Source organism: Cellulosimicrobium sp. CUA-896, from assembly GCF_001942335.1.
GTDB lineage: Bacteria > Actinomycetota > Actinomycetes > Actinomycetales > Cellulomonadaceae > Cellulosimicrobium.
Genome location: NZ_MKKH01000004.1, coordinates 62,034 through 88,414, shown reverse-complemented (window position 1 = coordinate 88,414; position 26,381 = coordinate 62,034). Strand labels below are relative to the sequence as shown.

General features: G+C 74.5%; 30 protein-coding genes and 5 pseudogenes. 27 read left to right on the top strand and 8 right to left on the bottom strand.

Annotated elements, in window-relative coordinates; all coding sequences use genetic code 11:
- Positions 1-9 precede the first annotated feature (9 nt).
- Positions 10-431 (top strand): annotated as a pseudogene (locus BJF88_RS01850) (organic hydroperoxide resistance protein).
- A gap of 108 nt (positions 432-539) precedes the next feature.
- Here the strand turns inward: BJF88_RS01850 and BJF88_RS01845 are convergent.
- Entirely contained in the window at positions 540-1,049 is a 510-nt protein-coding gene (locus tag BJF88_RS01845; protein ID WP_075827530.1) for a MarR family winged helix-turn-helix transcriptional regulator, read from the bottom strand.
- A 94-nt stretch (positions 1,050-1,143) separates the two neighbouring features.
- On the opposite strand from BJF88_RS01845, the gene BJF88_RS01840 reads away from it, so the two are divergent.
- Together BJF88_RS01840 and BJF88_RS01835 are read left to right on the top strand one after the other, a co-directional pair.
- The gene (locus tag BJF88_RS01840; protein WP_075827529.1) at positions 1,144-1,572 is read left to right on the top strand and encodes a Rid family hydrolase; all 429 of its coding nucleotides are present in this window, start codon (positions 1,144-1,146) and stop codon (positions 1,570-1,572) included.
- Between the two features lie 50 nt (positions 1,573-1,622).
- Positions 1,623-2,462: an NmrA family NAD(P)-binding protein gene (locus BJF88_RS01835; protein WP_075827528.1), complete on the top strand. Its 840-nt coding sequence runs from the start codon at positions 1,623-1,625 to the stop codon at positions 2,460-2,462.
- Positions 2,463-2,477: 15 nt separating this feature from the next.
- On the opposite strand, the gene BJF88_RS01830 is transcribed toward BJF88_RS01835, so the two are convergent.
- On the bottom strand, positions 2,478-3,812 hold the full coding sequence (locus BJF88_RS01830) for a serpin family protein (RefSeq protein WP_083648781.1): 1,335 nt from the start codon (positions 3,810-3,812) through the stop codon (positions 2,478-2,480).
- Positions 3,813-3,923: 111 nt separating this feature from the next.
- Here BJF88_RS01830 and BJF88_RS01825 point away from each other — a divergent pair, with 111 nt between their 5' ends.
- On the top strand, positions 3,924-4,118 hold the full coding sequence (locus tag BJF88_RS01825) for a hypothetical protein (protein ID WP_075827527.1): 195 nt from the start codon (positions 3,924-3,926) through the stop codon (positions 4,116-4,118).
- Between the two features lie 71 nt (positions 4,119-4,189).
- Here the strand turns inward: BJF88_RS01825 and BJF88_RS01820 are convergent, their stop codons facing one another.
- The 4 genes and pseudogenes from BJF88_RS01820 to BJF88_RS22875 all read right to left on the bottom strand — a co-directional run.
- Positions 4,190-5,035 (bottom strand): ferredoxin reductase, encoded by an 846-nt coding sequence (locus BJF88_RS01820; RefSeq protein ID WP_255371660.1) that lies wholly within the window; start codon positions 5,033-5,035, stop codon positions 4,190-4,192.
- The gene (locus BJF88_RS01815; protein ID WP_075827526.1) at positions 5,028-5,627 is read right to left on the bottom strand and encodes a sulfite oxidase-like oxidoreductase; all 600 of its coding nucleotides are present in this window, start codon (positions 5,625-5,627) and stop codon (positions 5,028-5,030) included. The genes BJF88_RS01820 and BJF88_RS01815 overlap by 8 nt, the downstream gene beginning before the upstream one ends.
- A 31-nt stretch (positions 5,628-5,658) precedes the next feature.
- On the bottom strand, positions 5,659-6,048 hold the full coding sequence (locus BJF88_RS01810; protein ID WP_075827525.1) for a hypothetical protein: 390 nt from the start codon (positions 6,046-6,048) through the stop codon (positions 5,659-5,661).
- A 130-nt stretch (positions 6,049-6,178) separates the two neighbouring features.
- Positions 6,179-6,316: pseudogene (locus BJF88_RS22875) on the bottom strand (hypothetical protein); the annotation flags it as partial.
- A 368-nt stretch (positions 6,317-6,684) separates the two neighbouring features.
- On the opposite strand from BJF88_RS22875, the gene BJF88_RS18765 reads away from it, so the two are divergent.
- The 4 genes from BJF88_RS18765 (at position 6,685) to BJF88_RS01780 (ending at position 9,341) form a co-directional block, all read left to right on the top strand.
- Positions 6,685-7,428 carry a hypothetical protein gene (locus BJF88_RS18765; RefSeq protein ID WP_075827523.1) on the top strand — a complete coding sequence of 248 codons (744 nt, stop codon included), beginning with the start codon at positions 6,685-6,687 and terminating at the stop codon, positions 7,426-7,428.
- Positions 7,429-7,546: 118 nt separating this feature from the next.
- Complete coding sequence (locus BJF88_RS18760) at positions 7,547-7,771, top strand: hypothetical protein (RefSeq protein WP_139315859.1); 225 nt, start codon at positions 7,547-7,549, stop codon at positions 7,769-7,771.
- Positions 7,772-7,878: 107 nt separating this feature from the next.
- On the top strand, positions 7,879-8,472 hold the full coding sequence (locus tag BJF88_RS01785) for a carboxymuconolactone decarboxylase family protein (protein WP_075827521.1): 594 nt from the start codon (positions 7,879-7,881) through the stop codon (positions 8,470-8,472).
- On the top strand, positions 8,469-9,341 hold the full coding sequence (locus BJF88_RS01780; protein ID WP_075827520.1) for an RNA polymerase sigma-70 factor: 873 nt from the start codon (positions 8,469-8,471) through the stop codon (positions 9,339-9,341). The genes BJF88_RS01785 and BJF88_RS01780 overlap by 4 nt, the downstream gene beginning before the upstream one ends.
- A 43-nt stretch (positions 9,342-9,384) precedes the next feature.
- On the opposite strand, the gene BJF88_RS01775 is transcribed toward BJF88_RS01780, so the two are convergent.
- Complete coding sequence (locus BJF88_RS01775) at positions 9,385-10,206, bottom strand: alpha/beta fold hydrolase (RefSeq protein ID WP_075827519.1); 822 nt, start codon at positions 10,204-10,206, stop codon at positions 9,385-9,387.
- Between the two features lie 129 nt (positions 10,207-10,335).
- Positions 10,336-13,014 (bottom strand): AAA family ATPase, encoded by a 2,679-nt coding sequence (locus BJF88_RS01770; protein ID WP_075827518.1) that lies wholly within the window; start codon positions 13,012-13,014, stop codon positions 10,336-10,338.
- 184 nt (positions 13,015-13,198) lie between these two features.
- Between BJF88_RS01770 and BJF88_RS01765 the strand changes: the two genes are divergently transcribed.
- From BJF88_RS01765 to BJF88_RS01685, 19 genes and pseudogenes are all read left to right on the top strand, one after another.
- Positions 13,199-14,038: a helix-turn-helix domain-containing protein gene (locus tag BJF88_RS01765; protein ID WP_075827517.1), complete on the top strand. Its 840-nt coding sequence runs from the start codon at positions 13,199-13,201 to the stop codon at positions 14,036-14,038.
- Positions 14,035-14,265 (top strand): annotated as a pseudogene (locus BJF88_RS18755) (helix-turn-helix domain-containing protein); the annotation flags it as partial. The gene BJF88_RS01765 and the pseudogene BJF88_RS18755, both read left to right, overlap by 4 nt.
- Entirely contained in the window at positions 14,228-14,908 is a 681-nt protein-coding gene (locus BJF88_RS19825; protein ID WP_255371665.1) for a hypothetical protein, read from the top strand. The pseudogene BJF88_RS18755 and the gene BJF88_RS19825, both read left to right, overlap by 38 nt.
- 92 nt (positions 14,909-15,000) lie before the next feature.
- Positions 15,001-15,870 carry an L-dopachrome tautomerase-related protein gene (locus BJF88_RS01750; protein ID WP_222843901.1) on the top strand — a complete coding sequence of 290 codons (870 nt, stop codon included), beginning with the start codon at positions 15,001-15,003 and terminating at the stop codon, positions 15,868-15,870.
- Between the two features lie 29 nt (positions 15,871-15,899).
- Positions 15,900-16,109: a hypothetical protein gene (locus BJF88_RS20140; protein WP_222843900.1), complete on the top strand. Its 210-nt coding sequence runs from the start codon at positions 15,900-15,902 to the stop codon at positions 16,107-16,109.
- A 55-nt stretch (positions 16,110-16,164) separates the two neighbouring features.
- Positions 16,165-17,211: a zinc-binding alcohol dehydrogenase family protein gene (locus BJF88_RS01745; RefSeq protein WP_075827515.1), complete on the top strand. Its 1,047-nt coding sequence runs from the start codon at positions 16,165-16,167 to the stop codon at positions 17,209-17,211.
- A gap of 90 nt (positions 17,212-17,301) precedes the next feature.
- Positions 17,302-17,820, top strand: coding sequence for a YbhB/YbcL family Raf kinase inhibitor-like protein (locus BJF88_RS01740; RefSeq protein WP_075827514.1), 519 nt, complete (start codon positions 17,302-17,304; stop codon positions 17,818-17,820).
- Positions 17,821-17,866: 46 nt separating this feature from the next.
- Positions 17,867-18,520 carry an SDR family oxidoreductase gene (locus tag BJF88_RS01735; protein WP_222843907.1) on the top strand — a complete coding sequence of 218 codons (654 nt, stop codon included), beginning with the start codon at positions 17,867-17,869 and terminating at the stop codon, positions 18,518-18,520.
- A 58-nt stretch (positions 18,521-18,578) separates the two neighbouring features.
- Positions 18,579-18,992 (top strand): annotated as a pseudogene (locus BJF88_RS22870) (transporter); the annotation flags it as partial.
- A pseudogene (locus tag BJF88_RS22865) lies at positions 18,878-19,399 on the top strand (hypothetical protein); the annotation flags it as partial. The pseudogenes BJF88_RS22870 and BJF88_RS22865, both read left to right, overlap by 115 nt.
- A 196-nt stretch (positions 19,400-19,595) precedes the next feature.
- Complete coding sequence (locus BJF88_RS01720) at positions 19,596-20,312, top strand: ABC transporter ATP-binding protein (protein ID WP_075827512.1); 717 nt, start codon at positions 19,596-19,598, stop codon at positions 20,310-20,312.
- Entirely contained in the window at positions 20,309-21,136 is an 828-nt protein-coding gene (locus BJF88_RS01715; protein WP_075827511.1) for a hypothetical protein, read from the top strand. Before BJF88_RS01720 ends, BJF88_RS01715 begins: the two co-directional genes overlap by 4 nt.
- A gap of 86 nt (positions 21,137-21,222) precedes the next feature.
- Positions 21,223-21,642, top strand: a complete 420-nt coding sequence (locus BJF88_RS01710; protein ID WP_139315856.1) for a hypothetical protein — start codon at positions 21,223-21,225, stop codon at positions 21,640-21,642.
- 101 nt (positions 21,643-21,743) lie between these two features.
- Entirely contained in the window at positions 21,744-21,992 is a 249-nt protein-coding gene (locus tag BJF88_RS01705) for a DUF2630 family protein (RefSeq protein WP_075827509.1), read from the top strand.
- Positions 21,993-22,223: 231 nt separating this feature from the next.
- The gene (locus BJF88_RS20895; RefSeq protein WP_255371659.1) at positions 22,224-22,460 is read left to right on the top strand and encodes a hypothetical protein; all 237 of its coding nucleotides are present in this window, start codon (positions 22,224-22,226) and stop codon (positions 22,458-22,460) included.
- A complete protein-coding gene (locus BJF88_RS01700; RefSeq protein WP_255371658.1) occupies positions 22,457-23,161 on the top strand; it encodes a LacI family DNA-binding transcriptional regulator in 705 nt (234 codons plus the stop codon). Before BJF88_RS20895 ends, BJF88_RS01700 begins: the two co-directional genes overlap by 4 nt.
- Before the next feature lie 95 nt (positions 23,162-23,256).
- A complete protein-coding gene (locus BJF88_RS01695) occupies positions 23,257-24,519 on the top strand; it encodes an extracellular solute-binding protein (protein ID WP_075827508.1) in 1,263 nt (420 codons plus the stop codon).
- Between the two features lie 300 nt (positions 24,520-24,819).
- On the top strand, positions 24,820-25,551 hold the full coding sequence (locus BJF88_RS01690; protein WP_255371657.1) for a carbohydrate ABC transporter permease: 732 nt from the start codon (positions 24,820-24,822) through the stop codon (positions 25,549-25,551).
- Positions 25,548-26,366, top strand: coding sequence for a carbohydrate ABC transporter permease (locus BJF88_RS01685; RefSeq protein WP_075827507.1), 819 nt, complete (start codon positions 25,548-25,550; stop codon positions 26,364-26,366). The genes BJF88_RS01690 and BJF88_RS01685 overlap by 4 nt, the downstream gene beginning before the upstream one ends.
- The last annotated feature ends 15 nt before the right edge of the window (positions 26,367-26,381 follow it).

The window sequence follows — 26,381 nt, the reverse complement described above, 5'->3', positions numbered from 1 at the left end:
AGGAACCGCATGACCCCGCCCTACACCGCCGAGGCCCTCTCGACCGGAGGTGCCCGCAACGGCAACGTCCGCACGAGCGACGGGGTGCTCGACCTCGACCTCGCCGTCCCGCGCGAGATGGGCGGCGCCGGCGGCGCCGCCAACCCGGAGCTGCTGTTCGCCGCCGGGTTCGCCGCGTGCTTCCACTCGGCCGTGCAGGCGGTGGCCCGGTCGCAGAAGGTCGCCCTCCACGACTCGTCGGTCGGCTCCCAGGTCCACATCGGCTCCGACGGGGAGTCCGGCTTCCGCCTCGCCGTCCACCTCGAGGTCGTGCTGCCGGACGTCCCGCACGACGTCGCCCAGCAGCTCGCCGACGCGGCGCACCAGGTCTGCCCCTACTCCACGCGACGCGCGGCAACATCGACGTCACGGTCACCGTCGTCGAGGGCTGAGTCGTCGAGGGCTGACCAGAGGGCGGAACCCCGGGTCGTGCGGCAGGCAGGGCCGCTCGTGCCGCACGACCCCGGGTTCGGCGGCTGCGCCGTGCCGGGCGCCGCACCTCACGAGGCCGCGAAGTCCTCGGGCCGGGTCCGCAGCTTGGCCGCGATCCGGGCGAGCGCCCGCTGGTCGGTGGCCGTCAGCGGGTCGAGCACGTGCTCGCGCACGGACCGCACGTGCGCGGGCGCCGCCTCGACCACCTTGGCCCAGCCGTCGTCCGTGAGGACCGCGATCGTCCGCCGACCGTCGGTCGGGTCGGGCTCGCGGTAGGCCCAGCCGCGGGCCTCGAACTTCTTCATGACGTTGGACAGGCGCGACAGCGAGCCGTTGGTCAGGTACGCCAGCTCGCTCATCACCAGACGACGGTCGGGCGCCTCCGACATGTGGCTCAGCGTGAGGTACTCGAAGAGCGTCACGCCGGCCGCGCGCTGGACGGCCGAGTCCAGGCGACTCGGCAGCAGGAGCATCAGCGAGACCGCCCCCGTCCACGCCTCCTTCTCGCTCGGCGAGAGCCAGCGCGGCTCGTCCCCGGAGACGGCGCCGACCTCCACGTCCTGGGTCGATTCCGGCATGAATTCGACTCTAGCAGCGCCAGGACGCTTCACAGATGAAGTCAAGGAGTGCTACGTTCAATTCATCGGTGAAGTGACAACGCGAGGAGTCCCCATGACCGCGCCCCAGTTCTTCGTCACCCCCGGCTACGGCGAGTCGTTCCGGGAGCAGCGGCACTACCACCAGGCCGTCCGCGTCGGCGACGTCGTGCACATCTCCGGGCAGGGCGGGTGGGACGACGAGCTCCGCTTCCCCGAGGACCTGACGGAGGAGACCGTGCGCGCCTTCGACAACGTCGAGCGGACCCTCGCCGAGGCAGGGGTCACCTGGCGCGACGTCGTCGCCGTCGACAGCTTCCACGTCCCCACCCGGCCCGACGAGGTCGGCGACGAGCACACCACCGCGATGGTCGACCAGCTCCGGCAGCGGATGGGCGAGCGCGCCCCGGTGTGGACCGCCGTCGGTGTCGCCGCTCTCGCCGCCGTCGGCATGCGGGTCGAGATCCGCGTCACCGCGGTCGTACCGGAGGGCGCCGGGTCCTGACCCGCCGGAGCGCGCCCGAGCACCGACATCCGAACGGAAGGACCGGCACGATGCGCATCCTCATCACCTCCGTCCGCGGGAAGACCGGCTCGGCGCTCGCCGACCGGCTGGCCCCGCGGGACGACGTCGAGCTCCTCGGCGGGAGCACCGATCCGGCGCGCGTCACGCGCGACGGCGTCGTCCCCGTCGAGCTCTCCTGGGACCGCCCGGACGGGTGGGCCCCCGCCACCACGGACGTCGACGCCGTCTTCGTCGTCGTGCCGCTCCGCGCCGACGCCCCCGAGCTCGTCGCCGAGTTCCTCGCGACGGCGTCACCGTCCACCCACGTCGTCCTGCTCTCCGAGCGCGATCCCGAGCAGTCCGGGCCGCAGGGCTGGTCGGCCCGCGTCGAGCAGGCCGTGCGGGCGAGCGGCCGGTCCTGGACCCTCCTCCGGCCGGGCTGGTTCATGCAGGTCATGACCGATCCGAGGTTCCTGCGCGACCAGATCGCCGAGGGGGAGCTCGCCTTCCCGCACGCACAGGCACCCGTCGCGTGGACCGACGTGCGCGACATCGCCGAGGTCGCCGAGCTCGCCCTGCTCGACCGGGAGCACGCCGGCCGGACGTACGAGCTGTCCGGCCCGCAGGCGGTGCTCCACAGCCGGACGGCGGAGCTCCTGTCCGCGGCGCTCGGCCGACCGGTCGTCTACACCGAGCTCGGGGCGGATGAGGCCCTGGACGGGCTGACCGGGTTCGAGCGCGACCTGACCGCCCTCACCTACGAGCGGGTGCGCGCCGGGCACTTCGCCGTCGTCACGGACGACGTGCCGCGCCTGACGGGCCGGCCGGCGCGGTCGGTGGAGGCGTTCGTCGCCGACGCGGCGGCGGCCGGGGTGTGGTCGCGTCCGTAGCCGCGGACGCCGGGGTCAGTGGCGCGGGTCGCGGATCGCGGACGTGAACAGCGTCCAGCCGGTGTCGGAGTGGGCGACGGAGAACACGTACGGGCGGTCGACGCGCAGGACGACCGGTTCGAGCACGTCGATCGCGGCAGCCTCCTCGGTGACGCCGATCTCCGTGACGGCGGCGGCCACGGTGCCCTCGGCGTCGACCTGCAGCACGGACTGCTGCCACGCCTGCGAGACGACGAGGCCCTGGTCGCTGATGCCGCTCAGGTCCGGAAGGGTGGGGAGGCCGAGAAGCCGGCCGAGTCCCAGGTCCGTCAGCGCCGGTCTGAGGTCCGTCGGTGACTCGGCCGGCACGTCGAGCGTCGGCATCGTCAGGTCCACCGGGACGGGCGCCGCGGCATCCAGGGCCTCGCGCAGCGCCGCGTGCTGCTCCGCCGTGATCGACGCCGGGTCGGTCCCGGGCGGCGGGAGCAGCACGTCGGCGTGGAACGCCTCGACGTACGGCAGGCGGACGGCGCGCCACCCGTCGACCTCGGCGTAGCGGGCGTCGTTCGTCTGCCGCAGCGCCTCTGCCTGCACCTCCTCCCCGGACCCGAGGACGAACGGCTGCGGGCCCGTCTCCGACTCCTCGAACGGTTCCTCCCAGCGCGCCGCGAACAGCGTCGCGTTCTGGAGGACGAGCCGCAGGTCCGGGTCGGGCTCGATCGCGGACCTCTCGACGAGCCCGCCCGTGTGGTACCTCGCCCAGTCCGACAACGGCGCGAGGCCCGCGTCGGTGCCGAGGTCGGTGCGCAGCACGCCTGCGCCGTACCCGGCGCCGAGCGCCTCGAGGTAGGTGTCGTGGATCGCAGCCTGGTCGTCGACGACCACCTGGTTCGCCAGGTGCGCGAGCGGCTCCTCGGGCAGCTCGGCGGCCTGCACGGCGGCCGGGTTGCCATCGTGCTCCTGCAGCGCGGCGAGCAGCGCGCCGACCGCGGCGGTGCGCTCCGGCCCGACGGCGCCCAGTGCCTCGTCGAGCGACGCGGCGGTCTCCTCGCGCGCGCCCTCCGCCAGCATCGACAGCGCGACGACGGCGCTCGCGGGCGACACGACGACGTTGCCCTCGCGCGGCGCGGACGCGAGCATCGCGGCGCCGAGGCGGTCCGTCGCGGTGACGACGTCGGGGACCGCCCTGGCGTCACTGACCGGGACGACGCGGTGCACGACGTCCGCCCGCGTGATGGGCAGGGCGGGCGGGGTGGACCGCGGTGCCCCGCACGCGGCGAGCAGCGAGAGTGCCACCACCACGGCGAGCGCGTCACGCGCGCGTCGTGCCGCCGCGCGCTTGTCCAGCGCCAGCCCTGTCGTGGGTGCCATGCCCGCTCCCTCGTCGCCATCCGCGCTGGTCGAGGAGAGGCCTCGCGCGCGGCTCCACCCGGACTGTGTGGCGTCCCGGGCGCGTCTTGCGCCCGGCGCTACTGTCGGCGCATGTCCCTCATGTCCGGGCTCGGCGTCATCGGGCTCCTCTACTACCTGCTCCTCCTCGCGATCACGGTCCTGGCGCTCTGGGCGCTGGTGCTCACCATCAAGCTGCTGCGCAGCGTGCTCGCCGAACGCGAGGCGCGCGCGCAGCTCCCACCGCCGCCCGGCCCCGCGCGAGGTAGAGGGTTTCCGTCGAGATAGAGGGGAATCACCCTCAATCTCGAGGAGAACCCTCTATCTCGCGGGACCGGGTGGGCGGACGGGGCGGGGCGTCAGTCCGACGCCGGGCCGAAGCGCTCGGTCTTGACGCGCGCCGGGTCGTGGCCGAGCGCGACGAGCGTGCGCGACACCGCCTCGACGAAGCCGGTCGGGCCGCACACGAAGCACGCCGGCTCGAGGTCCGGCGGCCAGCCCCACGCGTCGAGCTCGGCGAGCGTGAGCCTTCCGGGTCCGCGCCGCGCGTCGAGCGGCGCGGCGCGCGTGTACGCGACCTGCACCTCGAGCCCGTCGCCGGTGCGTGCGAGGCGGCCGAGCTCGTCGACGTACAACCGGTCCTCCGGCGTCCGTACGGAGTAGACCAGGCGGAACGGCGTGCGGTCGCCGTCGTCGCGCCGCGTGCGGATCATGGCCATGAGCGGGGCGAGCCCGGAACCGCCCGCGACGAGCTGGACCGGCGTCCCGGCGTCCCGCTCGGGCGACCAGACGAACCAGCCACCGACGGGGCCGCGCACCTCGATCGCGTCGCCGACGGTGAAGGCGTCCGTGAGGTAGCCCGACACCTCGCCGTCGGGCACGCGCTGGACCGTCACCTCGACGCGCGCCGACGACGCGGCGTCGCTCGCCGGGCCGGCGATCGAGTAGCTGCGCTCGGCGGTGTACCCGTCGGGCGCGGTCAGGCGGAGGTCGAGGTGCTGCCCGGCGAGGTGGCCCGGCCAGTCGGGGACGTCGAGGACGAGCGTGCGCGCCGTCGGGCTCTCCGCCCACGCGTCGACGAGCCGGGCGACCCGCCACCCGGTCGGCATGGCGTACCGCGCGCCGAGGCGTGCGCCCGTCCGGTTCTCCGGGTCCGCCTTGGCGCCCGGCCCGGCCGGGGGGCCGGGGGCGACCGCCTCAGTCACCCTGGTACCTCTGCTCGCGCCACGGGTCGCCGAGGTCGTGGTAGCCGAGCCGCTCCCAGAACCCCTGCTCGTCCATGGGCATGAGCGTGATGCGGTTGACCCACTTCGCGGACTTCCAGAAGTACAGGTGCGGGACGAGCAGCCGGGCGGGCCCGCCGTGCACGGGGTGCAGCGGCGCGCCGTCGAACGTGTGCGCGACCCACGCCTTGCCGCCGAGCAGCTCGGAGACCGGCAGGTTCGTCGTGTAGCCGCCGTAGCAGCCGATCATCGCGAAGTCGGCGGTGGACTCGACGTCGGCCAGCAGCGTGTCGAGCGAGACGCCGCGCCACGACGTGCCGAACTTCGACCAGCGCGTCACGCAGTGGATGTCGACCGTCGGCTCGTCCTGGGGGAGCGCCATGAGGTCGGACCACGTCCAGGAGCGGGTGTCGCCGGACTCCGTGACGACGTCGAGCCGCCACGTGCTCGTGTCGACGCGCGGGGTGGGGCCGGCGGAGAGGACCGGGAAGCCGGTCTCGACGTACTGCCCGGGCGGCAGGGCGACGCCCTGCGGCCGCGGACGACCGTGGAAGCCTGGGGTGAGGGTGGCCATGGCTCACGGTAGACCCGTGCCCGGCGCCGCGTCACCGCCTCGGGCGGGGCGGTTCCTCGCCCGGCGGTGCCGCGACGAGGCGGACGACCGCGTCGCGCAGCCACGCCCGGTACGCCGTCCCGGACCAGCCCGCACCGAGGACGAAGTGCGTGTAGCTCTCCGGGGCGACCAGGTACGACAGCGTCTCGGCGGCGCGCTCGCGCGGGCCGTGGAGCGTGAAGCCGTGGGACGCGAGGAGGTCGACGCTCGCGCGCAGGTCGGTCCGGCGGCGCTCGAGCAGGGCGCCGAGCTCGGCGGCGACGGCGTCGTCGGACCGGGCGGCGGTGGTGAAGGCGGACCACAGCCCGGCGGCGCGCTCGTTCGCGGTCGCGACGAGTCCGACGAGGCCGTCGAGGAACGCGCGCGGGTCCTCGGTCGCCACGAGCGCGCGACCGTCGGGGCGTGCGGCGAGGGACGCGCGCCCTCGACCCGGCGAACGTCACCTCGAACGCCGCGAGCAGGAGCGCACGCTTCGGCCCGTTCGCCTTGACCGTCTCCAGCGAGACGCCGGCGCGCTCGGCGACCCGCGCGAGCGTCGTGCGCTCGTAGCCGTGCTCGGCCAGCTCGGCGGACGCCGCCCGGACGACGCGCTCGCGGGTGCGCGCGGCCTGCTCGGCGCGCAGGTCGGAGGTGTACGAGCGACGCGGCACTATTGACTACCCCCAGAGGGTGATGAATACTCCGAACGGTTGTCGATTCTGCCACACGCCCGGACGGCCCGGTCCGCGCGCACCCGTCACCGCGCCACCGCCCCGAGAGGTCCGTCCCATGGCATCCGTCCTGCTCTGCTCCACCCCGGTCCACGCCCACGTCACCCCGCTGCTCGCCGTCGCGCGCGGTCTCGTCGACCGCGGGCACGACGTCCGGTTCCTCACCGCGCGCGCTTCGCCGACGCGGTCCGCGACGCGGCGCGCGGCACCTGTCGCTGCCCGGCGAGGCCGACTTCGACGACCGCGACCTCGCCGCACGGTTCCCCGGTCGCGAGGGGCGCACCGGCACCGACGCGATCCGGTACGACATGCTCGAGATCTTCCTCGGCCCGGGCGCGGCGCAGCACCGCGCGGTCCTCGACGCCGTCGCGACGCGGCCGGCCGACGTCGTGCTCGTCGAGCCGCTGTTCCTCGGCGCGATGGCGCTGGTCGCCGCGCCCGCCGACGAGCGGCCGCCCGTCCTCGCCCTCGGGATCTTCCCGCTCGGGCTGACGAGCGACCACACCGCGCCGTTCGGGCTCGGCCTGACACCCCTGCGCGGTCCGCTCGGCGCGCTGCGCAACCGCGCGCTGCAGAGCGTCGTCGCGCGCACGGTCTTCGCGCCCGTCCAGCGCGCCGCGGACGACATGGTCCGTGCCGCGGGCCGTGAGCCCCTCGACGGCTTCTTCCTGGGGTGGGCCGCCCACGCCGACGCGGTCGTCCAGCTCACCGTCGAGGAGTTCGAGTACCCGCGGCCCGACCTCACGACGGCGGTGCACTTCGTCGGCCCGCCGACGCCGGGCCCGGCCGCCGAGCGAGCGGAGCTGCCGGCGTGGTGGCCCGACCTCGACGGGACGCGCCCGGTCGTCCACGTCACGCAGGGCACCGTCGCCAACGAGGACCCCGAGCAGCTCCTGCTGCCCACGCTCCACGCGCTCGCCGGCGAGGACGTGCTCGTGGTCGCGGCCACGGGCGGCCGCCCGGTCGAGACGCTCGGCACGCTCCCGGCCACGCCCGCGCCGCCGAGTACCTGCCGTACGACGAGCTGCTGCCGCGGACGTCGGTCTACGTGACGAACGGCGGCTACGGCGGGGTGCACCACGCGCTGCGGCACGGGGTCCCGGTGGTCGTGGCGGGTCGCACCGAGGACAAGGCCGAGGTCGCGGCGCGTGTCGCGTGGTCGGCGCCGGCGTGCGGCTCCGCACGAGCACGCCCCGCCCGGCCCAGGTGCGCCGTGCCGTCCGCCGGGTCCTCGACGACCCGACCTACGCGCGGGCGAGCAGGCGGCTCGGCGAGCGCATCACGGCGTCGCCGGGGACGGTCGGGGTGGTCGACGTCGTGGAGGCGACGGCGGCGGCGGCCGATCCCGCCCTCGCGCCCGGTCGCGCCCCCGCTCCCGCGCCGCGCACGGTGTAGGCCTCCGTCGAAAGGGTTGTCACAGCGGGCTGTCGGCCGGTGTCTCCATGTCGACACCACGGAAGAGATCACCGCAGCGACCTGGAGGAGACATGGCTGGACAAGGCATGGACAGCAGCACGCGCGTCCCGGCGGCCGAGATCACGGGCGTCTACGGGGCCCTGGTCAGGACGATGAGCCGAAGGATGCTGGGACAGGTCCCGGACTCGCTCGGCGTGATGTGGCACCATCCCGCGGTGCTCCGGGACTTCATGGGGCTCGCGCGCAAGGCGGAGCGGTGGGACCGCCTCGACGACGGGCTCGGCACGTACGCGATCATGGCGGCGGCTGCGACGATCGGGTGCGGCTTCTGCCTCGACTTCAACTACTTCCTGGCGCACGGAAAGGGCCTGGACGAGGCGAAGGTCCGCGAGGTGCCGCGCTGGCGCGAGTCCGCGGTGTTCACGCCGACGGAGCGGCGTGCCATGGAGTACGCGGAGCGGGCCAGCCAGACGCCCCCCACCGTCACGGACGAGCTGGTCGCCGCGCTGCTCGGGGAGCTCGGCGCGCCGGGGGTGCTCGAGCTGACGGCACGCGTCGCGCTCATGAACATGACCGCCCGGTCCAACATCGCCCTGGGGATCCGGTCGCAGGAGTTCGCGGCCTCGTGCGGGCTCCCGCCGCTCGCGACCCCGTCGACGGGCGTAGCGTCCCGGCCATGAGCGAGGACCCGTTCGTCGCCCACCGCAGTCTGCTCTTCACCGTCGCGTACGAGCTTCTCGGGTCCGCCGCCGACGCCGAGGACGTGGTGCAGGAGACCTGGCTGCGGTGGGCCGGCGTCGACCCGGCGCAGGTGCGCGACCCGCGCCCGTACCTCGTGCGCGTCGTGACCCGGCAGTCGCTGAACCGGCTGCGCACGCTGGCCCGCCGGCGCGAGGACTACGTCGGGGAGTGGCTGCCCGAGCCGCTGCTCACCAGCCCCGACGTCGCCGACGACGTCGAGCTCGCCGAGAGCGTCTCCCTCGCGATGCTCACCGTGCTCGAGACCCTGCGCCCGGCGGAGCGCGCCGTCTTCGTGCTGCGCGAGGTGTTCGACCTGCCCTACGACGAGATCGCGGCGGCCGTGGACCGGTCCCCGGCCGCCGTCCGCCAGATCGCGCACCGGGCGCGGGACCACGTGGCCGCCCGCCGCCCGCGCGTCCGCGTGGATCGCTCGGAGCAGCGGCGCGTGGTGGACCGGTTCGTCGCCGCGCTCGAGACCGGCGACCTCCAGGGCCTCATGGAGATTCTCGCCCCGGACGTCGTCCTCGTGCCCGACGGCGGTGGGACCGCCGGTGCCGCGCGTCGCCCGATCGTCGGGGCGGACCGCATCGCCCGCTACCTCGTGGGCGGCCTGGGCAAGGCACGCCGTGCCGTCACGATGGAACCGGCGTGGCTCAACGGCGCCCCGGGCCTGCGCGTGGAGGTCGACGGCGCGCTCGCCGCCGCGGTGGGTCTCGTCGTCGAGGGCGCCCGCATCACGCGGATCCTCGGTGTCGCCAACCCCGACAAGCTGGCGCGCCTCGACGTCGAGGCGTCGCTCACGCGGTAGTTCGCGCCGGGGCCGCCCCAGCTCGGGGCGGCCCCGGCGACGGTCACTCGGCGATGAACGCGAGCAGGTCCTGGTCGAGCTGCTCCTGGTAGGCGCCGGAGATGCCGTGCGGGGCGCCCTCGTACACCTTGAGGGTGCCCTGGGACACGATCTCGGCGGCCTTGCGCGCGGCCGCGTCGATCGGGACGATCTGGTCGTCGCTGCCGTGCGCGAGGAAGATCGGGACGTCCAGCGCGCGCAGGTCGTCGGTCTGGTCGGTCTCCGAGAAGGCCTTCACGCAGTCGTACGCGGCCACGAGCCCGGCGAGCATGCCCTGGCGCCAGAAGTCGTCGATCGCGCCCTGCGACACCGCCGCCCCCTCGCGGTTGTACCCGAAGAACGGTACCGCCAGGTCCTTCCAGTACTGCGACATGTCGGAGAGCACCCCGGCGCGGATGTCGTCGAACACCTCGATCGGCGTGCCCTCGGGGTTCTGCTCCGACCGCAGCATCACCGGGGGGATGGCGCCCGCCGTGAACACCTTGCGGACGCGGCCGCCCGCGTACCGGGCGGCGTAGCGGACGACCTCGCCGCCGCCGGTGGAGTGCCCGACCACGACCACGTCGCGCAGGTCGAGCGCCTCGACGAGGTCGCGGAGGTCACGGGCGTAGGTGTCGATGTCGTTGCCGTGGTAGGTCTGCTGCGACCGGCCGTGGCCGCGGCGGTCGTGCGCGATCGCCCGGTAGCCGGCGTCGGCGACCAGCTTGACCTCCTTGCGCCAGGCGTCGGAGCTGAGCGGCCAGCCGTGGCTGAACACCACCGGCAGACCCTCGCCCTGGTCGGTGTAGTACAGCTCGGTGCCGTCGGACGTCGTGATGTAGGGCATGGGAGTTCCCTCCGGTCGGGACGGAGCCGCGGGGCGCGGCGACCTCGGGACGTTCCCGGCGGTCGACGTCGACGCTAGGAGCCGCAGCCGGGCGTGTGGTGGCCCGAGGAGGGACACCCTGCGGAACGACTACCGGTTCTCGAGAACCACGGGCAGCTGGGTCCGCCGGCTGATGCCGAGCTTCGCGAACGCGCGGTGCAGGTGGGCGCCGACGGTGCGGTGGGACAGGTAGACCTGGTCGGCGATCGCCTTGTTCGACAGGCCCGTCGCGGCGAGGCGGGAGATCTGCAGCTCCTGCGGGGTGAGGACGGAGGCGGCGTCGCGGCAGTCGGCCGCCGAGTCGCTCTCGCCTGCGGCTCGGAGCTCGGCGGACGCGCGGGCCAGCAGGGGCTCGAGGCCCTGCCCGCGGAAGACGGGGACGGACTCGCGCAGGTGCTCCCGCGCGCGCAGGATCCTCCTGCTGCGGCGCAGCCACTCGCCGTAGAGGAGGTGGGTCCGGGCGACGTCCACCGAGGCGTCGGCGCTCGACGCGTGGGCGAGCGCCTGCTCGAAGAGGCCCTCCGCGTCCGGCCCGTCGGCGAGCAGCGCGCGCGACCGCAGGACCAGCATGCGCAGGTGGTCCGACCCCGAGCGGTCGGCCTCGGCCTCCGCGGCGGCGATCCAGTCGCTCACCGCCTCCGGGCGACCCGACCTCAGCGCGGGCTCGGCGAGGTCTGCGCCGGCCCAGAGCGCGATCGGGGCGTTGGCCGCCGTCTGCTCGATCTCCGCGACGGCGTCGAGGTCGCGTCCCTCGCCGGCGGCGGCGATCCCCCGGGCCCAGGACAGCGTGGCGCTCACGCGCGCGAACAGCGGGACGCCACCGCGGAGCTCGGCGGCGGTCACGAGCTCCCGGTGGAGGTCGTACTCGCCGCGCAGGGCCCTCGCCCGGGCGACGACGGCGGCGGCCATCGCGCCGACGATGCCGAGGCCCATCTGGTCGCTGAGGTGCATCGCCTGAGAGGCGTCCGCCATGCCGCCCGTGACGTCCCCGAGGAGGAGCCGGACGCTGGCGCGCCCGCACAGCGCCGTCGCCTCGTCACCGGTGCGGCCCGCGGCGTGGTAGGCGTGCTCGGCGGCCGTCCAGACGCGCTCCGCCGCGACCAGGTCGCGGGCCTCCTCCGCGGCGAAGGCGAGGCAGTTCAGGAGGATGCCGTCGACGGGGCGCAGCGGACCGCGGAACGCCTCCAGCGCGGTGTCGACGTCGAGCCCGCGGCCGGGTTGGACGAGCCCGAGCCCGATCTCGCGCAGCGCCTGGTCCGGGGTCGCGCTGCGGGCGAGCTCGTCGCCGATCCGCTCGGCCACCGGCGCGGCGTCCTGCAGGATGTACCAGCGCACGGCGGCGAACACGAGGAGCTCGAGGCGTGCCTCGGGGTCGCTCATGGAGACCGCGACGTCGACGAGGCCGTCGGCACTGCGCGCGTCGGGGACGACGACGGTCTGGCTGAGCATCCACTCCGTGGTCTCCAGCTGGAGCACGGTCGCCTCGTCGACGGCGGAGGGCCGTGCCCGGCGGGACAGCGCGAGCGCCCGTTCGACGTCACCGGCCTGGCGCGCCGTCTCCGCGGCCGCGGCGAGCCGTCGGGCGGCGACGCCGGGCGCCTCGGTCAGCGCGGCCGCGGCCTCCCACGCCGCGGAGGCCTCGGTGCGCGCACCCCGCGCGTCCGCCCGTCGCGCCGACTCGTCCAGCCGCGCGGCGACGTCGTCGTCCCAGCCGACGGTCGCGGCCGCGAGGTGCTGGGCCGCGCGCCCCTCGTCCCGGACGACGTCGGCGAGCGCGCGGTGGGCGGCACGGCGCGTCTCGGCGTCCGCGGAGTCGTAGACGGACGAGGAGACGAGAGGGTGCCGGAAGGCGAACCCGCTCCCCAGGCGGCCGAGTCCTGCGCGTTCGGCCGGCGTGAGGTCGGCGGGGGACAACCCGGACCGAGCCAGCGCCGCGGAGAGCTCTCCCGGGCCGGCGTCCTCACCCGCGGCCGCGACCAGGAGCGCTCGGCGGGTGCGGTCGTCGAGCGCCGTCACGTCCGCGAGGAAGGTCTGCTCGAGTCGCCGCGTCATGGGCAGGCGTCGAGCCGGCCGGGCGGCGAGGACCGGCGTCGTCGACACGGAGAGCTCGGTGAGCGCGAGGGGGTTGCCGACCGACTCGTGGACGATGCGATCCCGCTGCGCCGCGGTCGCGTCGGGGCGGCGCTCGGTGACGAGCCGGTGGGCGTCCTCGGCGCAGAGCGGGCGGAGCAGCACCCGGGTGTCGAACGCGGCGGCCGCGAGCGCCTGGTCCGTGCGCGCGGTCGCGAGGAGCGCCGCACCCACGGCGCCGAGGCGCGGTGCGAGGAAGGCGATCGCCTCGGCCGACGACGGGTCCACCCAGTGCAGGTCCTCGACGGTCAGCAGGACGGGGGCGGTCGCGGCGGCCTCCTCGACCAGGGACAGGACCGCGATCTGGAGGATGAGCGGCTCGGGCGGCTGCCCGTCGGCCGTCCCGAAGACGGTCTCGATCGCGCGGCGCTGGCGGTCGGGCAGCGCGGAGAGGCGGTCGAGCACCGGGAGGAGCAGCGCGTGCAGGCCGGAGAAGCCGACCTCGCTCGCACCGCGGACCCCCTGGGCGGTGAGGACCTGGAACCCGTTCTGCGCCGCGTCACGGGTCGCCTCCTCGAGGAGCGCGGACTTCCCGATACCGGGTTCGCCCTCGACGAGCGCGGCTCCACCCCGGCCCTGCCGTGCTCCGTCGAGAAGCCCGCTCAGCGTCGTGACCTCGTCGTGCCGGCCGTAGAGCATGGGTGCCCACCTCCGCGGTGCCCTCGTCGACCGTGATGGTCGTTCGACCGATGCGTGGGGGAAGGATATGTGCTGGTGACGGCGTCGGCGAGGGTCATTCGACCGATACCGTGCCGTGTCCCGCGTCGAGGACCCTGAGGGTGGGCGAGGAGGCCCGTTCGGTTCGACCTGACGGGAGACGACGATGAACCATACGGCCCCTCCGCTCGGAGACTTCCTGCGCGCCCGCCGATCAGCCCTCTCACCCGAGGCCGCCGGGATACGGGCCGGTGGACGGCGCCGCGTGCCCGGGCTGCGCCGGGAGGAGGTGGCGCGGCTGGCCGGCATCTCCCCGCAGTACTACCTGCGTCTCGAGCAGGGACGGGACCGCGCGCCGTCGGGGCAGGTCGTCCAGGCTCTCGCGCGCGCCCTGCGGGTCGGCGAGGACGGCGCGGCGTACATGTCGCGGCTCGTCGCCCGCGAGAGCGCCGGAGTTCCACCGGCGCCCTCGGCAGCCGGCGCGCACCAGGCCGAGGAGCTGCTCGCGCCGTACGCCGCGCAGGCCGCGTTCGTCGCCGACAGCACGTTCGACATCCTCGCCTCCAGCTCGGCCGCCCGGGTGCTCAGCGCGGGGGAGTGGGGCGTCGGGTCGAACCTCGTGATCAGCGTGTTCGGCCCTCGGATGCGGCGGGGCCTGGAGAGCTGGGAGGACTGCGCCCGGCGCGTGGTGGCGGCGCTGAGGTTCCGGTCCGACCCGGACGACCCGCGCCTGCGCTCCCTGGTCGCGGACCTGGCGGGCCGCGACGACGACTTCCGCCGGATCTGGGCCCGGCACGAGGCGCACCCGTCCTACTTCCGGCCGTTCCGGCAGCAGGTCGAGGGGCGCGGCGCCGTCGACCTTCTGATCCATACCTTCCACGTCCCGCGCACACCCGGGTGGACCGTGACCGTCGTCGTCCCGGACCTGCGCTCGACCGCGTCGGTCGCCACGTTCACCGACGTGGTCGCGGGCGCGGCGCCGCGGGCCACCGCCGACGTCGCATGAGCGCCGCCGCGACCGGACCGACGCTGGCGGACTACCTCCGGACGCGCCGCGGCCTGCTCCGTGCGGACGACGCCGGCCTCGTGCACGGGCGGCCCCGACGCGTCCCGGGCCTGCGCCGGGAGGAGCTGGCCGCGCTCGCGTGCATCAGCCCGGAGTACTACCAGCGGCTCGAGCAGGGCCGGGACCGTCATCCGACCGACCAGGTGCTCGCGGCTCTCGCGAGCGCCCTGGGCGTCGGGGACGCGGGGCTGGCCCACATGCGGCGACTCGCGTCCGGCGTCGCCGCGGCCCGCCCGACCCGCGCGCGGTCGTCCCGCTCGTCCGGCCGCTGCTGGATCTCATGGCGCACGTCCCTGCGTACGTCACGACCCGAACCTGGACGTCGTCGTGACGAACGCGCTCGCCGGCGAGCTGAGCGACGGCGCGTTCGTCCCCGGGGCGAACGTCGCCACCGGCCTCTACCTCGACCCGCGACGCCGTGCGCAGCCCCGGTGGGGGGAGACGGCGACCGCCGTCGCGGGGTGGCTCCGGACGTCCGCACGCGACGACGACCCGCGGTCCGTCGCCGTCCGGACGGCGCTCATGGCCGACCCGCACTTCCGCGAGGTGTGGGAGCGGCACGACGTCGGGCCGATGACGGGCGGCACCGTCGAGCACCGGGTGGCCGGCGTCGGCCCTCTTCCCCTGGAGCTCACCGTGCTCGAGGTCTCCGGGTCGCCGGGCCACCTCCTCTTCAGCTACCACGCCGCCGACGGGACGCCGTCGGCGGCAGCCCTCGAGCGGGCACGAGCGCGGACGTCGGCTCCGGCTGCGCTCGCGAGGGTGTCCTCGGGAGGGCCAGGCGCCGTCGTCCCCGGCTTCCTAGCGTGATCTCCAGGTCGCTCCGGCCGCACCGATGACGCGCCGGAGGGCCGGCGGAGGGCGGCCGGACCAGGTCCGCCCCCGGGGAGAGGAGGCCCGACATGGCAATGACCGACGCACCGCTCGGATCCGCACCGCTCGGATCGTGGGTGGACGACGACTACGAGGTGGTCGCGGCCCTCTCGGGCAGCATGCCGACGGGAGTGACCGTCGCGGACGACGGACGAGTGTTCGTCTCGTTCCCGCGCTGGGGGGACGACGTCCCCTTCACGGTCGCCGAGATCGTCGACGGCGAGGCGAGGCCCTACCCCGACGTGGACGTGAACCGGTGGACCGGCACGGAGGACCCGCACGACCAGCTCGTGTCGGTGCAGAGCGTCGTGGTCGACCCGGCCGGGCGGCTCTGGCTGCTCGACACCGGAGCCCCGTCGTTCGGGCCGGTGATCCCGGGCGGCGCCAAGCTGGTCGAGGTGGACCTCGCCACGGACCGGATCGTCCGCGTGATCCGGCCGACCGCCGCCATGACCCCCACGACCTACCTCAACGACGTGCGGTTCGACCTCTCGCGCGGCTCCGCGGGCTTCGCGTACGTGACCGACTCGCAGGCCGTCGGAGCGCTCATCGTGGTCGACCTCGGGACCGGCGAGTCGTGGTCGAGGCTGCGGGGCCACTCCTCGACCCAGGCCGTCGATCAGTTCCGCGCCGTCGTGCAGGGCGTCGTGCGGCCCGGCTACTCCGTCGGGGCGGACGGGATCGCCCTGAGCCCGGACGGGACGAGGCTCTACTACTGCCCGCTGTCGAGCCGCCGCCTGTACTCGGTGTGCACGGACGTCCTGCGTGACCGGGGCCTCGACGACTCCGCCGTGGCGGAGCACGTGTCCGACCTCGGGGACAAGGGCGCCTCCGACGGGCTGGAGACGGACGCCGACGGCGCCTGTACGCCACCGCGTGGGAGCACTCGGCGGTCCTGAGGCGGTCGTCCGACGGCACCTGGAGCACGGTGCTGCACGGGCCCGACCTGCTGTGGCCGGACACGCTGTCGCTGGCGGCGGACGGGTACCTCTACGTGAGCGTCAACCAGCTCCCGCGCACCCCGCTGTTCAACGGCGCGGACGACCGCGTCCCGCCCTACCTGATCGTCCGCACCCCCGTCGGTGCGCGTCCGGTCCGCCTGTCGCCACCGAGCGAGGGCGGACCGACGGCCTCCTGAGCCGGACCGTCGCCCCGTGCCCGTCGGGCACCACACCTGGAGAGGAACGTCCATCATGACCGAGACCACTGCACCGCGGTCCTCCGCGCCGACGCTCATGCGAGCGATCGGGTACACCGCGTCCCGCCCTGCCGACGACCCCGCCGCGCTCGTCGAGCGCGCGGTGCCCCGTCCGCACGTCGGCCCGCACGACCTGCTCGTCGAGGTGCGCGCCGTGAGCGTGAACCCCGTCGACGTGAAACAGCGCGCCCACGCCGGGGCGCACGGCTTCCGCGTCCTCGGCTACGACGCCGCCGGGGTCGTGACCGCGAAGGGCGAGGCGGTGACGCTCTTCGACGTCGGCGACCACGTCTACTACGCCGGCGCGCTGGACCGCCCGGGGACGAACTCGCAGCTCCACGCCGTCGACGAGCGGATCGTCGGCCGCAAGCCCGCGTCGCTCGGGTGGGCGGACGCCGCGGCCCTGCCGCTGACGACGCTCACCGCCTACGAGGCGCTCTTCCACAAGCTCCGCCTGACGGCGACGAGCGCGGGCACCCTCCTCGTCGTGGGTGCTGCCGGCGGTGTCGGGTCGATCATGATCCAGCTCGCCAAGGTCCTCGCCCCGGGCGTGCGCGTGATCGGCACGGCCTCGCGACCCGAGTCCCAGGCGTGGGTGACGTCGCTCGGCGCGGACGCCGTCGTCGACCACCACGGGGACCTCGCGGCGAACGTGCTGTCCGCCGCCCCCGACGGGGTGGACTGGATCTTCACCGCGGCGTCGGCGAAGCCCGGCGCGGTGGAGGCGTACGTCCGCATCGCCAAGCCCTTCGGCCAGGTCGTCGCGATCGACGACCCCCACCACCTCGACGTCGTGAGCCTCAAGAGCAAGGCGCTGTCCTGGCACTGGGAGTTCATGTTCGCCCGGTCGATGCACCACGCCGCCGACATGATCGAGCAGCACCGCATCCTCGACCACGTCGCGGAGCTCGTCGACGAGGGACTCGTCCGCACGACCGCGACCGAGCGGCTCTCGCCGCTCGACCCCGAGCACCTGCTCGCGGCCCACCGGATCGTCGAGTCCGGCCGCAGCATCGGGAAGGTCGTCGTCTCCGACGAGTGACGACGCCGCCGCCCGGCGGCCCGACGGACCACCGTCGTCCCACCCCATCACCCGTTCGCCCAGCCATCCCCACCACCACGAGGAGAGATCATGTCCACACCCTTCGACCACCTCCCGGCCGTCCCGACGCTCGCCCTGACCAGCAGCGACGTGGCGGACGGCGGCGAGTTCGCCCCCGCCCAGTACTCGGCGATGTTCGGCGTCCCCGGCGGCGAGGACCGCTCGCCCCAGCTCAGCTGGTCGGGCGCGCCGGACGGCACGAAGAGCTTCGTCGTGACCGTCTACGACCCGCAGGCGCCCACCCCGTCGGGGTTCTGGCACTGGATGGTCGTCGACCTCCCCGCCGACGTCACCGACCTCCCTGCCGGCGTGAGCGTGCTGCCGGGTGCCGCGTGGACGGTCCGGAACGACGCGCGGGCGGCGCAGTTCATCGGCTCCGCACCCCCCGTCGGCGCGACGGACCACTACTCGATCGCGGTGCAGGCGCTCGACGTCGCGAGCGTCAAGGAGCTCGGCCTGGACTCGGAGGCCACCCCGGCGTTCGTGTCGTTCAACATCCTCTCCCACGTGATCGCGCGCGGTGAGATCACCGTGATCGGCCGGCGATGACCACGCTGGCCGGCAAGCGGATCCTCCTCGTCGCGGCGCGTCCGGCATCGGGCACGAGATCGCCGGGCGCGCCGCCGGGGAGGGGGCGGAGGTCGTCATGGCGGGCCGTCGGCCGGAGGCGATCACGGCGCCGGACGGCGGTCGCACGATCGCCGTCGACCTGGCCGACGAGAGCTCCATCGCCCGTGCGGCGCAGGAGCTCGGCCCTGTGGACGGCCTCGTCGTCCTCGCGGCCGACCACGCCAACGGGCCCGTGACGACGCTCGACGCCGACCGCGTGCGTCGCGCGCTGGACGCGAAGGTCGTCGGCCCCGTCCTGCTGGCGAAGCACTTCGCCCCCGCGATGCCGCAGGACGGCGTGATCGTCCTGTTCTCGGGCGTGGTGTCCAGCCGACCAGGCCCGGAGCTCGTCGTGATGGCGACCGCGAACCGCGCCGCGGAGGGACTGGCCGACGCGCTCGCGATCGAGCTCGCACCGATCCGCGTCGTCTCCGTCTCTCCCGGCATCGTCGACTCCGGCTCGTGGGACGGTCTCGGCGCCGAGGGCAAGCAGCGCTTCCTCGAGGCGACGGCCGCGTCCTACCCGGCGGGCCGTGTCGGCTCGCCCGGGGACGTCGCGCAGGTGGTGCTGCTGGCGCTGACCAACCCGTTCCTCACCGGGACGACCCTGCACGTCGACGGCGGGGGGAGGCTCGCATGATCTCGACCTCGCCGACCCCGCCGGCTCCTGCGCCTCCCGCGGCCCGGCGCCGGCGCGCGTGCCGTTGAACGTCGTCGGCATCGCGTTCGGGACCGCCGGGATCGCCGGCACCTGGACGGTCGCCGCGTCGTCGCTCGGCGCTCCCGGCGTCGTCGGCGAGGTCCTGTGGATCGCGGCAGCGGTCGCGTGGGTGGTCGTCGTCGTGCGCTACCTCGCCGGGGCCGGCGGCGTGAGGACCGTGACGGCGGACCTCCGGTCGCCGGTGCTGGGTCCCTTCGGAGCCCTGTACCCCGTCGTCGGGTCGCTGCTGGCGGCTCACCTGGCCCCCGTGGTCCCCACCGCGTCCGCCGTCGCGGTGTGGGCCACGGCCGGCGCCTCGACGGTCTTCGGCGCGTGGTTCGTCGCCTCGCTGCTGACGTCGCCGCGCGACCCGGGATCGTTGCACGGGGGCTACCTGCTGCCCACGGTGGCGGCGACCCTGCTCACCGCGCAGTCGCTCGCGTGGTGGGTCAGCGGCAGTGGGCCGTCGGCTTCTTCGCCGTCGGGGTGCTGTTCTGGGTGCTCGTCGGGTCCGCGCTCCTGCTGCGGTTCGCGACGGGGCCGGCGGTCCCGGGGCCGCTGGTGCCGACCTTCGCGATCTTCTCGGCCCCGCCGGCGGTCGCGGGGAACGCCTGGTGGGCGATCACGGACGGTGAGCCGTCCGTGGTCCACACCGTCCTCGGCGCCACCATGGTCGCCCTGCTCCTTCCCCACCTCTTCATGGTGCGCAGGTACCTCATCACCACGTTCGCCGTCGGCTTCTGGGCGCTGACCTTCACCGCTGCGGCGAGCGCGAGCTACGCCGTGCGGCTCCTCACCGCCCCGGGGGGGAGCGGGCCCGCGACGGCGGCGGCGTGGGTCGCGGTGATCGCCGCGACGGCGCTCGTCGCGACGGTCGCCACCGGGTCCGTCCGGCTGGCGACCGCCGGCATCCGAGCGCGACGGTGGTCGCTTGAGACCACGGACCCCCGGCCCAGGTCTCCTCGCCGGCAGCGCGCCAGCCCCGGCAGGGGACCGGACGGCCGGCGCGACGGTCGTGGCGCGGGACGTCGGCAAGACGTTCCCGGACGGCCTCGCCGAGGTCGTCGCCGTCCGCGCGGTCTCCCTGACGCTCCGGCGGGGCGAGATGGTGGCTGTCGTCGGTCCGAGCGGGTCGGGGAAGTCGACCCTCCTCGCGTGCCTCGCCGGCCTCGAGACGCTCACGACCGGCAGCGTCGACGTCCTCGGCCACGACCTCGCGTCGACCGGTCGGCGTGAGCTGGCCCTGCTGCGGCGTGCGCACGTGGGATTCGTCTTCCAGTCGTACAACCTGATCTCGTCGTTGACGGCGCAGGAGAACGTCGAGCTGCCGCTGCGCCTCGCGGGGCGGCGGGCAGCGGCACGGCTGCGCGCCAGCGCCGCGCTCGCACGCGTCGGGCTCGCCGAGCAGGCGGAGCGCCGCCCCGCCCAGCTCTCCGGGGGGCAGCAGCAACGGGTCACGATCGCCCGGGCTCTCGCCGTGGAGCCCGACGTCGTCTTCGCCGACGAGCCCACCGGGGCGCTCGACACCGGCACCTCGGCGGAGGTGCTGCGACTCCTGCGCGGGGTCGTCGACGCCGGGGGCTCGGTGCTCATGGTCACCCACGACGCGGCCGGTGCCGCGACGGCCGACCGGGTCCTCGTGCTGCGCGACGGCTCCCTCGTCGAGGAGATCGGGCGCCCCACCACCGAGCGCGTGCTCGCCGCGCTCGGCCGGGCCGGGGGCGCCACGTGACGGCGGTCGTCGGCCTGGCCCTCGCCGAGCTCCGCGAGACGGCGACGGTCTGGACCGGTGTCGGCGCCGTCGCGGCGACGGCGGGCGGCGCGGCCGGGCTCGTCGCGAGCCTCGTCGTGACCGCGGGCGACGTCCGGGGGACCGCCGCGCTCGCGCTGTACGGCATCAGCGGGACGGCGCTGGCGTTCACGGCCGTCGCCGTCGTCGTGACGGTGGCGTCGGTGACCGAGCTGACGCTGGCGCTGCTGCGTGGGCGGTTCGCGCTCTGGGCCCTCGCCGGCGTGACCCCGGGCGGCGTCACCACCGCGGCGCTGGTCCAGCTCGTCGTCGTCACGACGGCGGGCGCGTCGGCGGGAGCAGCGCTCGCCGCCGTGACCGCGCCCCGCCTCGTCGGTGCGTCGCTCGCGGGCACACCTCTGCTCGCCGACGTCGACGTGCGGCTCGGCCTCCCGGCGACGGCGGTCGTCACCGCCGTGGTCGTGGTCCTCGCGGCCGCAGCAGGGCTCCGGCCCGCGCGGCGCGCCGGGCGGCCCGCCCGGGCGGAACCCCCCGGCAGGCGCACCCGCGCACGGGACACGGTCGGAGCAGGGCGCCTGGCGGTGGCCGCGCTCGCGTCGGTGGCGCTCGCCAGCGTGGTCACCAGCGCGCGCAGCGCGGACGACCCCGGGACCCCGCTGCTGCTGGTCGCGCCGCTCGCCGCCGCCGTCCTCATCGCGGTCGGGCCCCTCTTCGTCGCACCCTCGGTCCACCGGTGGACCCGCGTCGTCGCGACGGAACCGCCTCCCGCGTGGTTCCTCGCGCGCGCACAGCGTCCGAGCTGCTGACGCGCAGCACCGGTCCGCTCGGCCCGCCGACCGTCGCGATCGCACTGGTCGGCGGGTTGTGGGCCGCCACCGCAGCGGCACGTCCCGTGGACGACGGCAGCTCGTCGGGCACCGCCCGCGCTGACGGGCTGCTCGTCGTGCTCGCCGCGCCGCTCGTCGTCGCCCTCGTCGGCGCCGCCGCCGCCGTCGTCATGGCGGACCGCGAGCGCAGGAACGCGGCGGCCGTCGCGCTGAGCGTCGGCGCGACGCCCCCGCAGCTCGTCGGCGCCGCGGTCGGCCAGGTACTGGTCGTCATCGCGACGTCCACGGCGCTCGGGGTGGTCGCGGTCGGCGTCACGGTGCTCACCGCCGCGTGGGCGGTCGGCCCCGACGCCGCAGCGGCCGCGGCACGTGCGGCGGTCCTCGGGATCGGCGGGACCGCCGGGGTGTGCTTCCTCGTCCAGGCCGGAGCCGTCGCCGCGGCGACGGCCCTGTCGCTCCGGCGCGACGGGCGAGGCCGTTCGTGAGCGGGGCCATGAGCCGCGCCGGACCACCGGAGGACGCGCGACGACGTCGTCGGCTCGCGCGCGCAGGCAGTGCACGATCACGGACGAGGCGAGGAGCCACCATGACCACGGACGACGACATCCGCACCACCATCCGGGACCTGATCGCGCGCGAGCACGACCTGCGCTCGCGCCTCGCGGCCGGGCAGATCGACGTGGGCACCGAGAACCGGGAGCTGGCCCGCGCCGAGGAACAGCTCGACCAGTGCTGGGACCTCCTGCGGCAGCGTGACGCCGCGCGCGAGTTCGGGAGAGACCCGGGCGCGTCCGCGGTGCGGCCGTCGTCCGTGGTCGAGCGCTACCTCGAGTAGGGGCTGGCGGCCGCACCCGGAGTGTCGAACCCGTTCGACACCGGTGTCATCACATCGTGATGTTTCCTCACCCGAACGACGCTTGCACGATCACGAACGATCCCGCTACTGTCGAACCGGTTCGCAAGGAGGAGGCACGGTGGCCACCATCGGTGACGTCGCCCGCATCGCGGCGTCTCGCGCAGCACGGCGTCGTACGCGCTCTCGGGGAAGAGGGCGATCTCGGCGGACGTGCGCCGTCGCGTCGAGGACGCGGTGCGCTCGCTCGGGTACACGCCCAACGCCGGTGCGCGCGCCCTGGCGACCACCCGGACGATGGTGATCGGTCTCCTCGCCCAGTTCCTTCCCGACGAGTTCGCGCCGGCGATGCTCCAGTACATGCTCGGCGTCTCCGACACGGCGCGCGAGCACGGCTACGACATCCTGCTCGCCACGGACGCGACGGGACGCGCGCCCTGCGCCGCATGACGGACTCGCGCATGGTCGACGGCGTCGTGCTCCTCAACGTCGCCGAGGACGACGAGCGCCTGCCGATCCTGCGCGCGGCGCCCCAGCCCGGCGCGCTCGTGGGCCTGCCCGCCGACTGCACCGGCGTCGACGTCTTCGACCTCGACTTCGAGGAGGCCGGCCGGCTCATGGTCGACCACCTCCACCGCCTCGGTCACCGCGAGCTGGTGCTCGTGTCGCAGCCCGAGCACGTCGTGGAGCGCGGCGGCGCGTACGTGTGGCGCCTGCAGAACGCCGCGCTCGAGGCGGCCCGCGCCCGCGGCGTGACGCTGCACGCGGCCTTCGGCTCGTCGCACCAGCCCGATGTCGGGCGCGACCTCAACGCGCTGCTCGACGCCCACCCGGGCGCCACCGGCCTCGTCGTCAACAACGAGGCCGCGGCCGCGGCGCTCCCCACCGTCCTCCACGAGCGTGGCCTGTCCGCGCCCGAGGACCTCTCCGTCGTCGGGCGCTACTCGGACGAGTTCGCCCGCACCTTCTCCCTGCCGTTCTCCTCGGTGGAGTCCGCACCCGACCGGCTCGGCCGCATGGCCGTGCGCCAGCTGGTGCGACGCATCGAGGGGGAGGTGGGTCCCGACGAGCCGCACGTCGTGCGGTTCGTCTCGCCCGAGCTGGTCGACCGGGGCAGCACGGGGGCGCCTCCCCGGGTGCCGGGGCCCTAGGCCCACACCCCGACCGGTAGGCCCGCCACCCGAGCGCGGGCCGTGCACGCCAGGTCGTCCGACGTCGGGCGGCCACGTTCAAGGAGGAACCACAGATGCAGAACACGAGGCGCAAGCCCGTCGCCCTCGCGACGACCGCCGTGCTCACGACCGCCACGCTGGCGCTCGTCGGGGCCTGCTCGTCGGGCGGGTCGAGCGACAGCGCGTCGGGTGACGACTCGACCTACACGTGGTGGGACCCGTACCCCCAGCACGACGGCTCGTCCGACTGGGAGCAGCGCGTCCAGCAGTGCGGCGAGGACGCCGGCGTCACGATCGAGCGCACGGCGTACGACACGACGGCGCTGACGAACCAGGCGCTGCTGTCGGCACAGGAGGGCACGTCGCCCGACGTCATCCTCATCGACAACCCCGCGGTGTCCACGCTCGCGGACACGGGGATGCTCACCACGGTCGACGAGCTCGGCCTCGACACGGGCGACGTCGACGAGAACCTGCTCGCCGCGGGCGTGGTCGACGGCGAGGCGTACGGCATCCCGATCGGCGCCAACACGCTCGCCCTGTACTACAACGCCGAGATCCTGGAGGCCGCCGGCGTCGACCCGGCGTCGATCACCGACTGGGCCTCGCTCACCGCGGCCCTCGAGGCGGTCACGGCCGCCGGGCACGAGGGCATCACCTTCGCGGGCATCGGCACCGAGGAGGGCTCGTTCCAGTTCCTGCCGTGGTTCTGGGGCGCGGGCGCGGACCTCACCCAGCTCGACTCGCCCGAGGCCGTCGCGGCGCTCGAGCTCTGGAAGGGCTGGCTCGACGCGGGGTACGCGCCGAACACGGTGATCCAGAACTCGCAGAACACGACGTGGGAGGAGTTCCTCACGGGCAACTTCGCGTTCGTGGAGAACGGCACGTGGCAGGTCAACAGCGCGGCCGAGGCCGGGTTCGAGACCGGCGTCGTCCAGCTCCCGGCGCAGGACGGCGGCGTCGCCCCGGCCCCGACCGGCGGCGAGTTCATCGTCGCCCCGGTCCAGGAGGACACCGAGCGCTACGAGACGACGCGCCAGATCGTCGAGTGCATGACGACGCCCGAGGGCTTCGTCGAGACGGCGAACACCTTCGCGTACTACATCCCCCCGACCGAGGCGGGCCAGGAGCAGCTGCTCGAGGAGCAGCCGGAGCTCGAGACCTGGGTCGAGGCCGTGCGCAGCGCCAAGGGCCGCACGAGCGACAACCTCGGCACGGACTACCCGATGATCTCCGAGGCGCTGTGGGGCGCGGTGCAGGACGCGCTCTCGGGCGCGGCGACGCCGCAGGAGGCTCTCGAGACCGCGCAGGCCGAGGCCGAGGCCGCCACGAGCTGACGCACGCGCGACGCGCGTGATGTGAGCGATCACACCTCAGTGGAGGACGAGTCATGACGACCATCCCGACCGCCGTCGGGACGAGCGACAGCACCCTGGAGCGGCGGGCACCACGCCCGCCGCCCCCGGGGGCCGCCGCCGCCGGCGGGGACCGAACGCCAGCCAGTGGGCGGCAGTGGGCTTCGCGGCCCCCCTGCTGGTCTACCTGGTGCTCTTCTACGCGTACCCGCTGTGGCGCAACATCGACCTCAGCGTGCACGACTACAACATCCGGGCGTTCGTCCAGGCAACGCCGAGTTCGTGGGCCTCGAGAACTTCGCCGACGTGTTCGCGTCCTCGACGTTCCCCACCGCGCTGTGGAACACCGTGGTCTTCACGTTCGTGTCGATCGCGTTCCAGTTCGTCATCGGCCTCGCGCTCGCGGTGTTCTTCCGGTCGAGCTTCCGGCTCTCGAACGTGCTGCGCGCGCTGTTCCTCGTGCCGTGGCTCCTGCCGCTCATCGTGTCGGCGTCCACCTGGGCGTGGATGCTCAGCAGCGAGAACGGCATCGTCAACTCGGTGCTCGGCGCCTTCGGGGTCGAGCAGATCAACTGGCTCACCTCGCCCGACACCGCCCTGATCGCCGTGACGATCGCGAACGTGTGGCTCGGCATCCCGTTCAACCTCGTCATCCTGTACTCCGGGCTGCAGAACATCCCCGGGGACGTCTACGAGGCGGCGTCGCTCGACGGTGCCGGCGCGTGGCGTCAGTTCCGCAGCATCACGCTGCCGCTCCTGCGCCCCGTCTCGGCCATCACGATCCTGCTCGGCCTCATCTACACGCTCAAGGTCGTCGACGTGATCTGGGTCATGACGACCGGCGGGCCGGGCGACGCGTCGACGACGTTCGCCGTGTGGTCCTACCGCGAGGCGTTCGGCACCGGCCAGCCCGACTTCTCGCCCGCCGCGGCCGTGGGCAACATCCTCATCCTCGTCGCGCTCGTCTTCGGGTTCCTGCACCTGCAGCTCCAGCGCCGTCAGGAGGCGTCATGACCACGACCCGTCCCTGGTGGAAGACCGTCCTCGGCGTCGTCTTCACCGCCCTCATGCTGTTCCCCGTCTACTGGATGGCGAACGTCTCCCTGACGAAGACGTCGGACCTGCGCGCGAACCCGCCGCACTGGTTCCCGTGGGACCCCACGTTCGAGGGGTACACCCGGGTCTTCGAGCAGCAGCTCCCCGCGCTGGGCACGAGCCTGCTCGTGGGTCTGGGCACCGTCGTCCTGACGATCGCCATCGCCGCCCCCGCGGGCTACGCGATCGCGCAGCTCAACCTCCGCGGCCGGCGCAGCCTGAACTTCCTGCTGCTCGTCGCGCAGATGATCCCGGCCGTCGTCATGGCGATGGGCTTCTACGCGATCTACGTGCGCCTCGACCTGCTCAACACGATCCCGGGCCTGATCATCGCGGACTCGACGATCGCGGTGCCGTTCGGCGTGCTGCTGTACACAGCGTTCATGTCCGGCATCCCGCGCGAGCTGCTCCAGGCGGCGCGTGTCGACGGCGCGGGCCCGTGGCGGTCGTTCTGGTCGGTCGTCGTCCCGATCAGCCGGAACTCGACCGTCACCGTGGCGCTGTTCGCGTTCCTGTGGGCGTGGTCGGACTTCATCTTCGCGTCCACGCTCAACCGCAACGGCGACATGATCCCGATCACCCTCGGCATCTACAACTACATCGGCAACAACACCACGCAGTGGAACGCGATCATGGCGACCGCCGTCGTCGCGTCCGTGCCCGCCGCCGTGCTGCTCGTGCTCGCCCAGCGCTTCGTCGCGGCGGGCGTCACCGCCGGCGCCGTCAAGGACTGAGCGCCCGCACGCCGT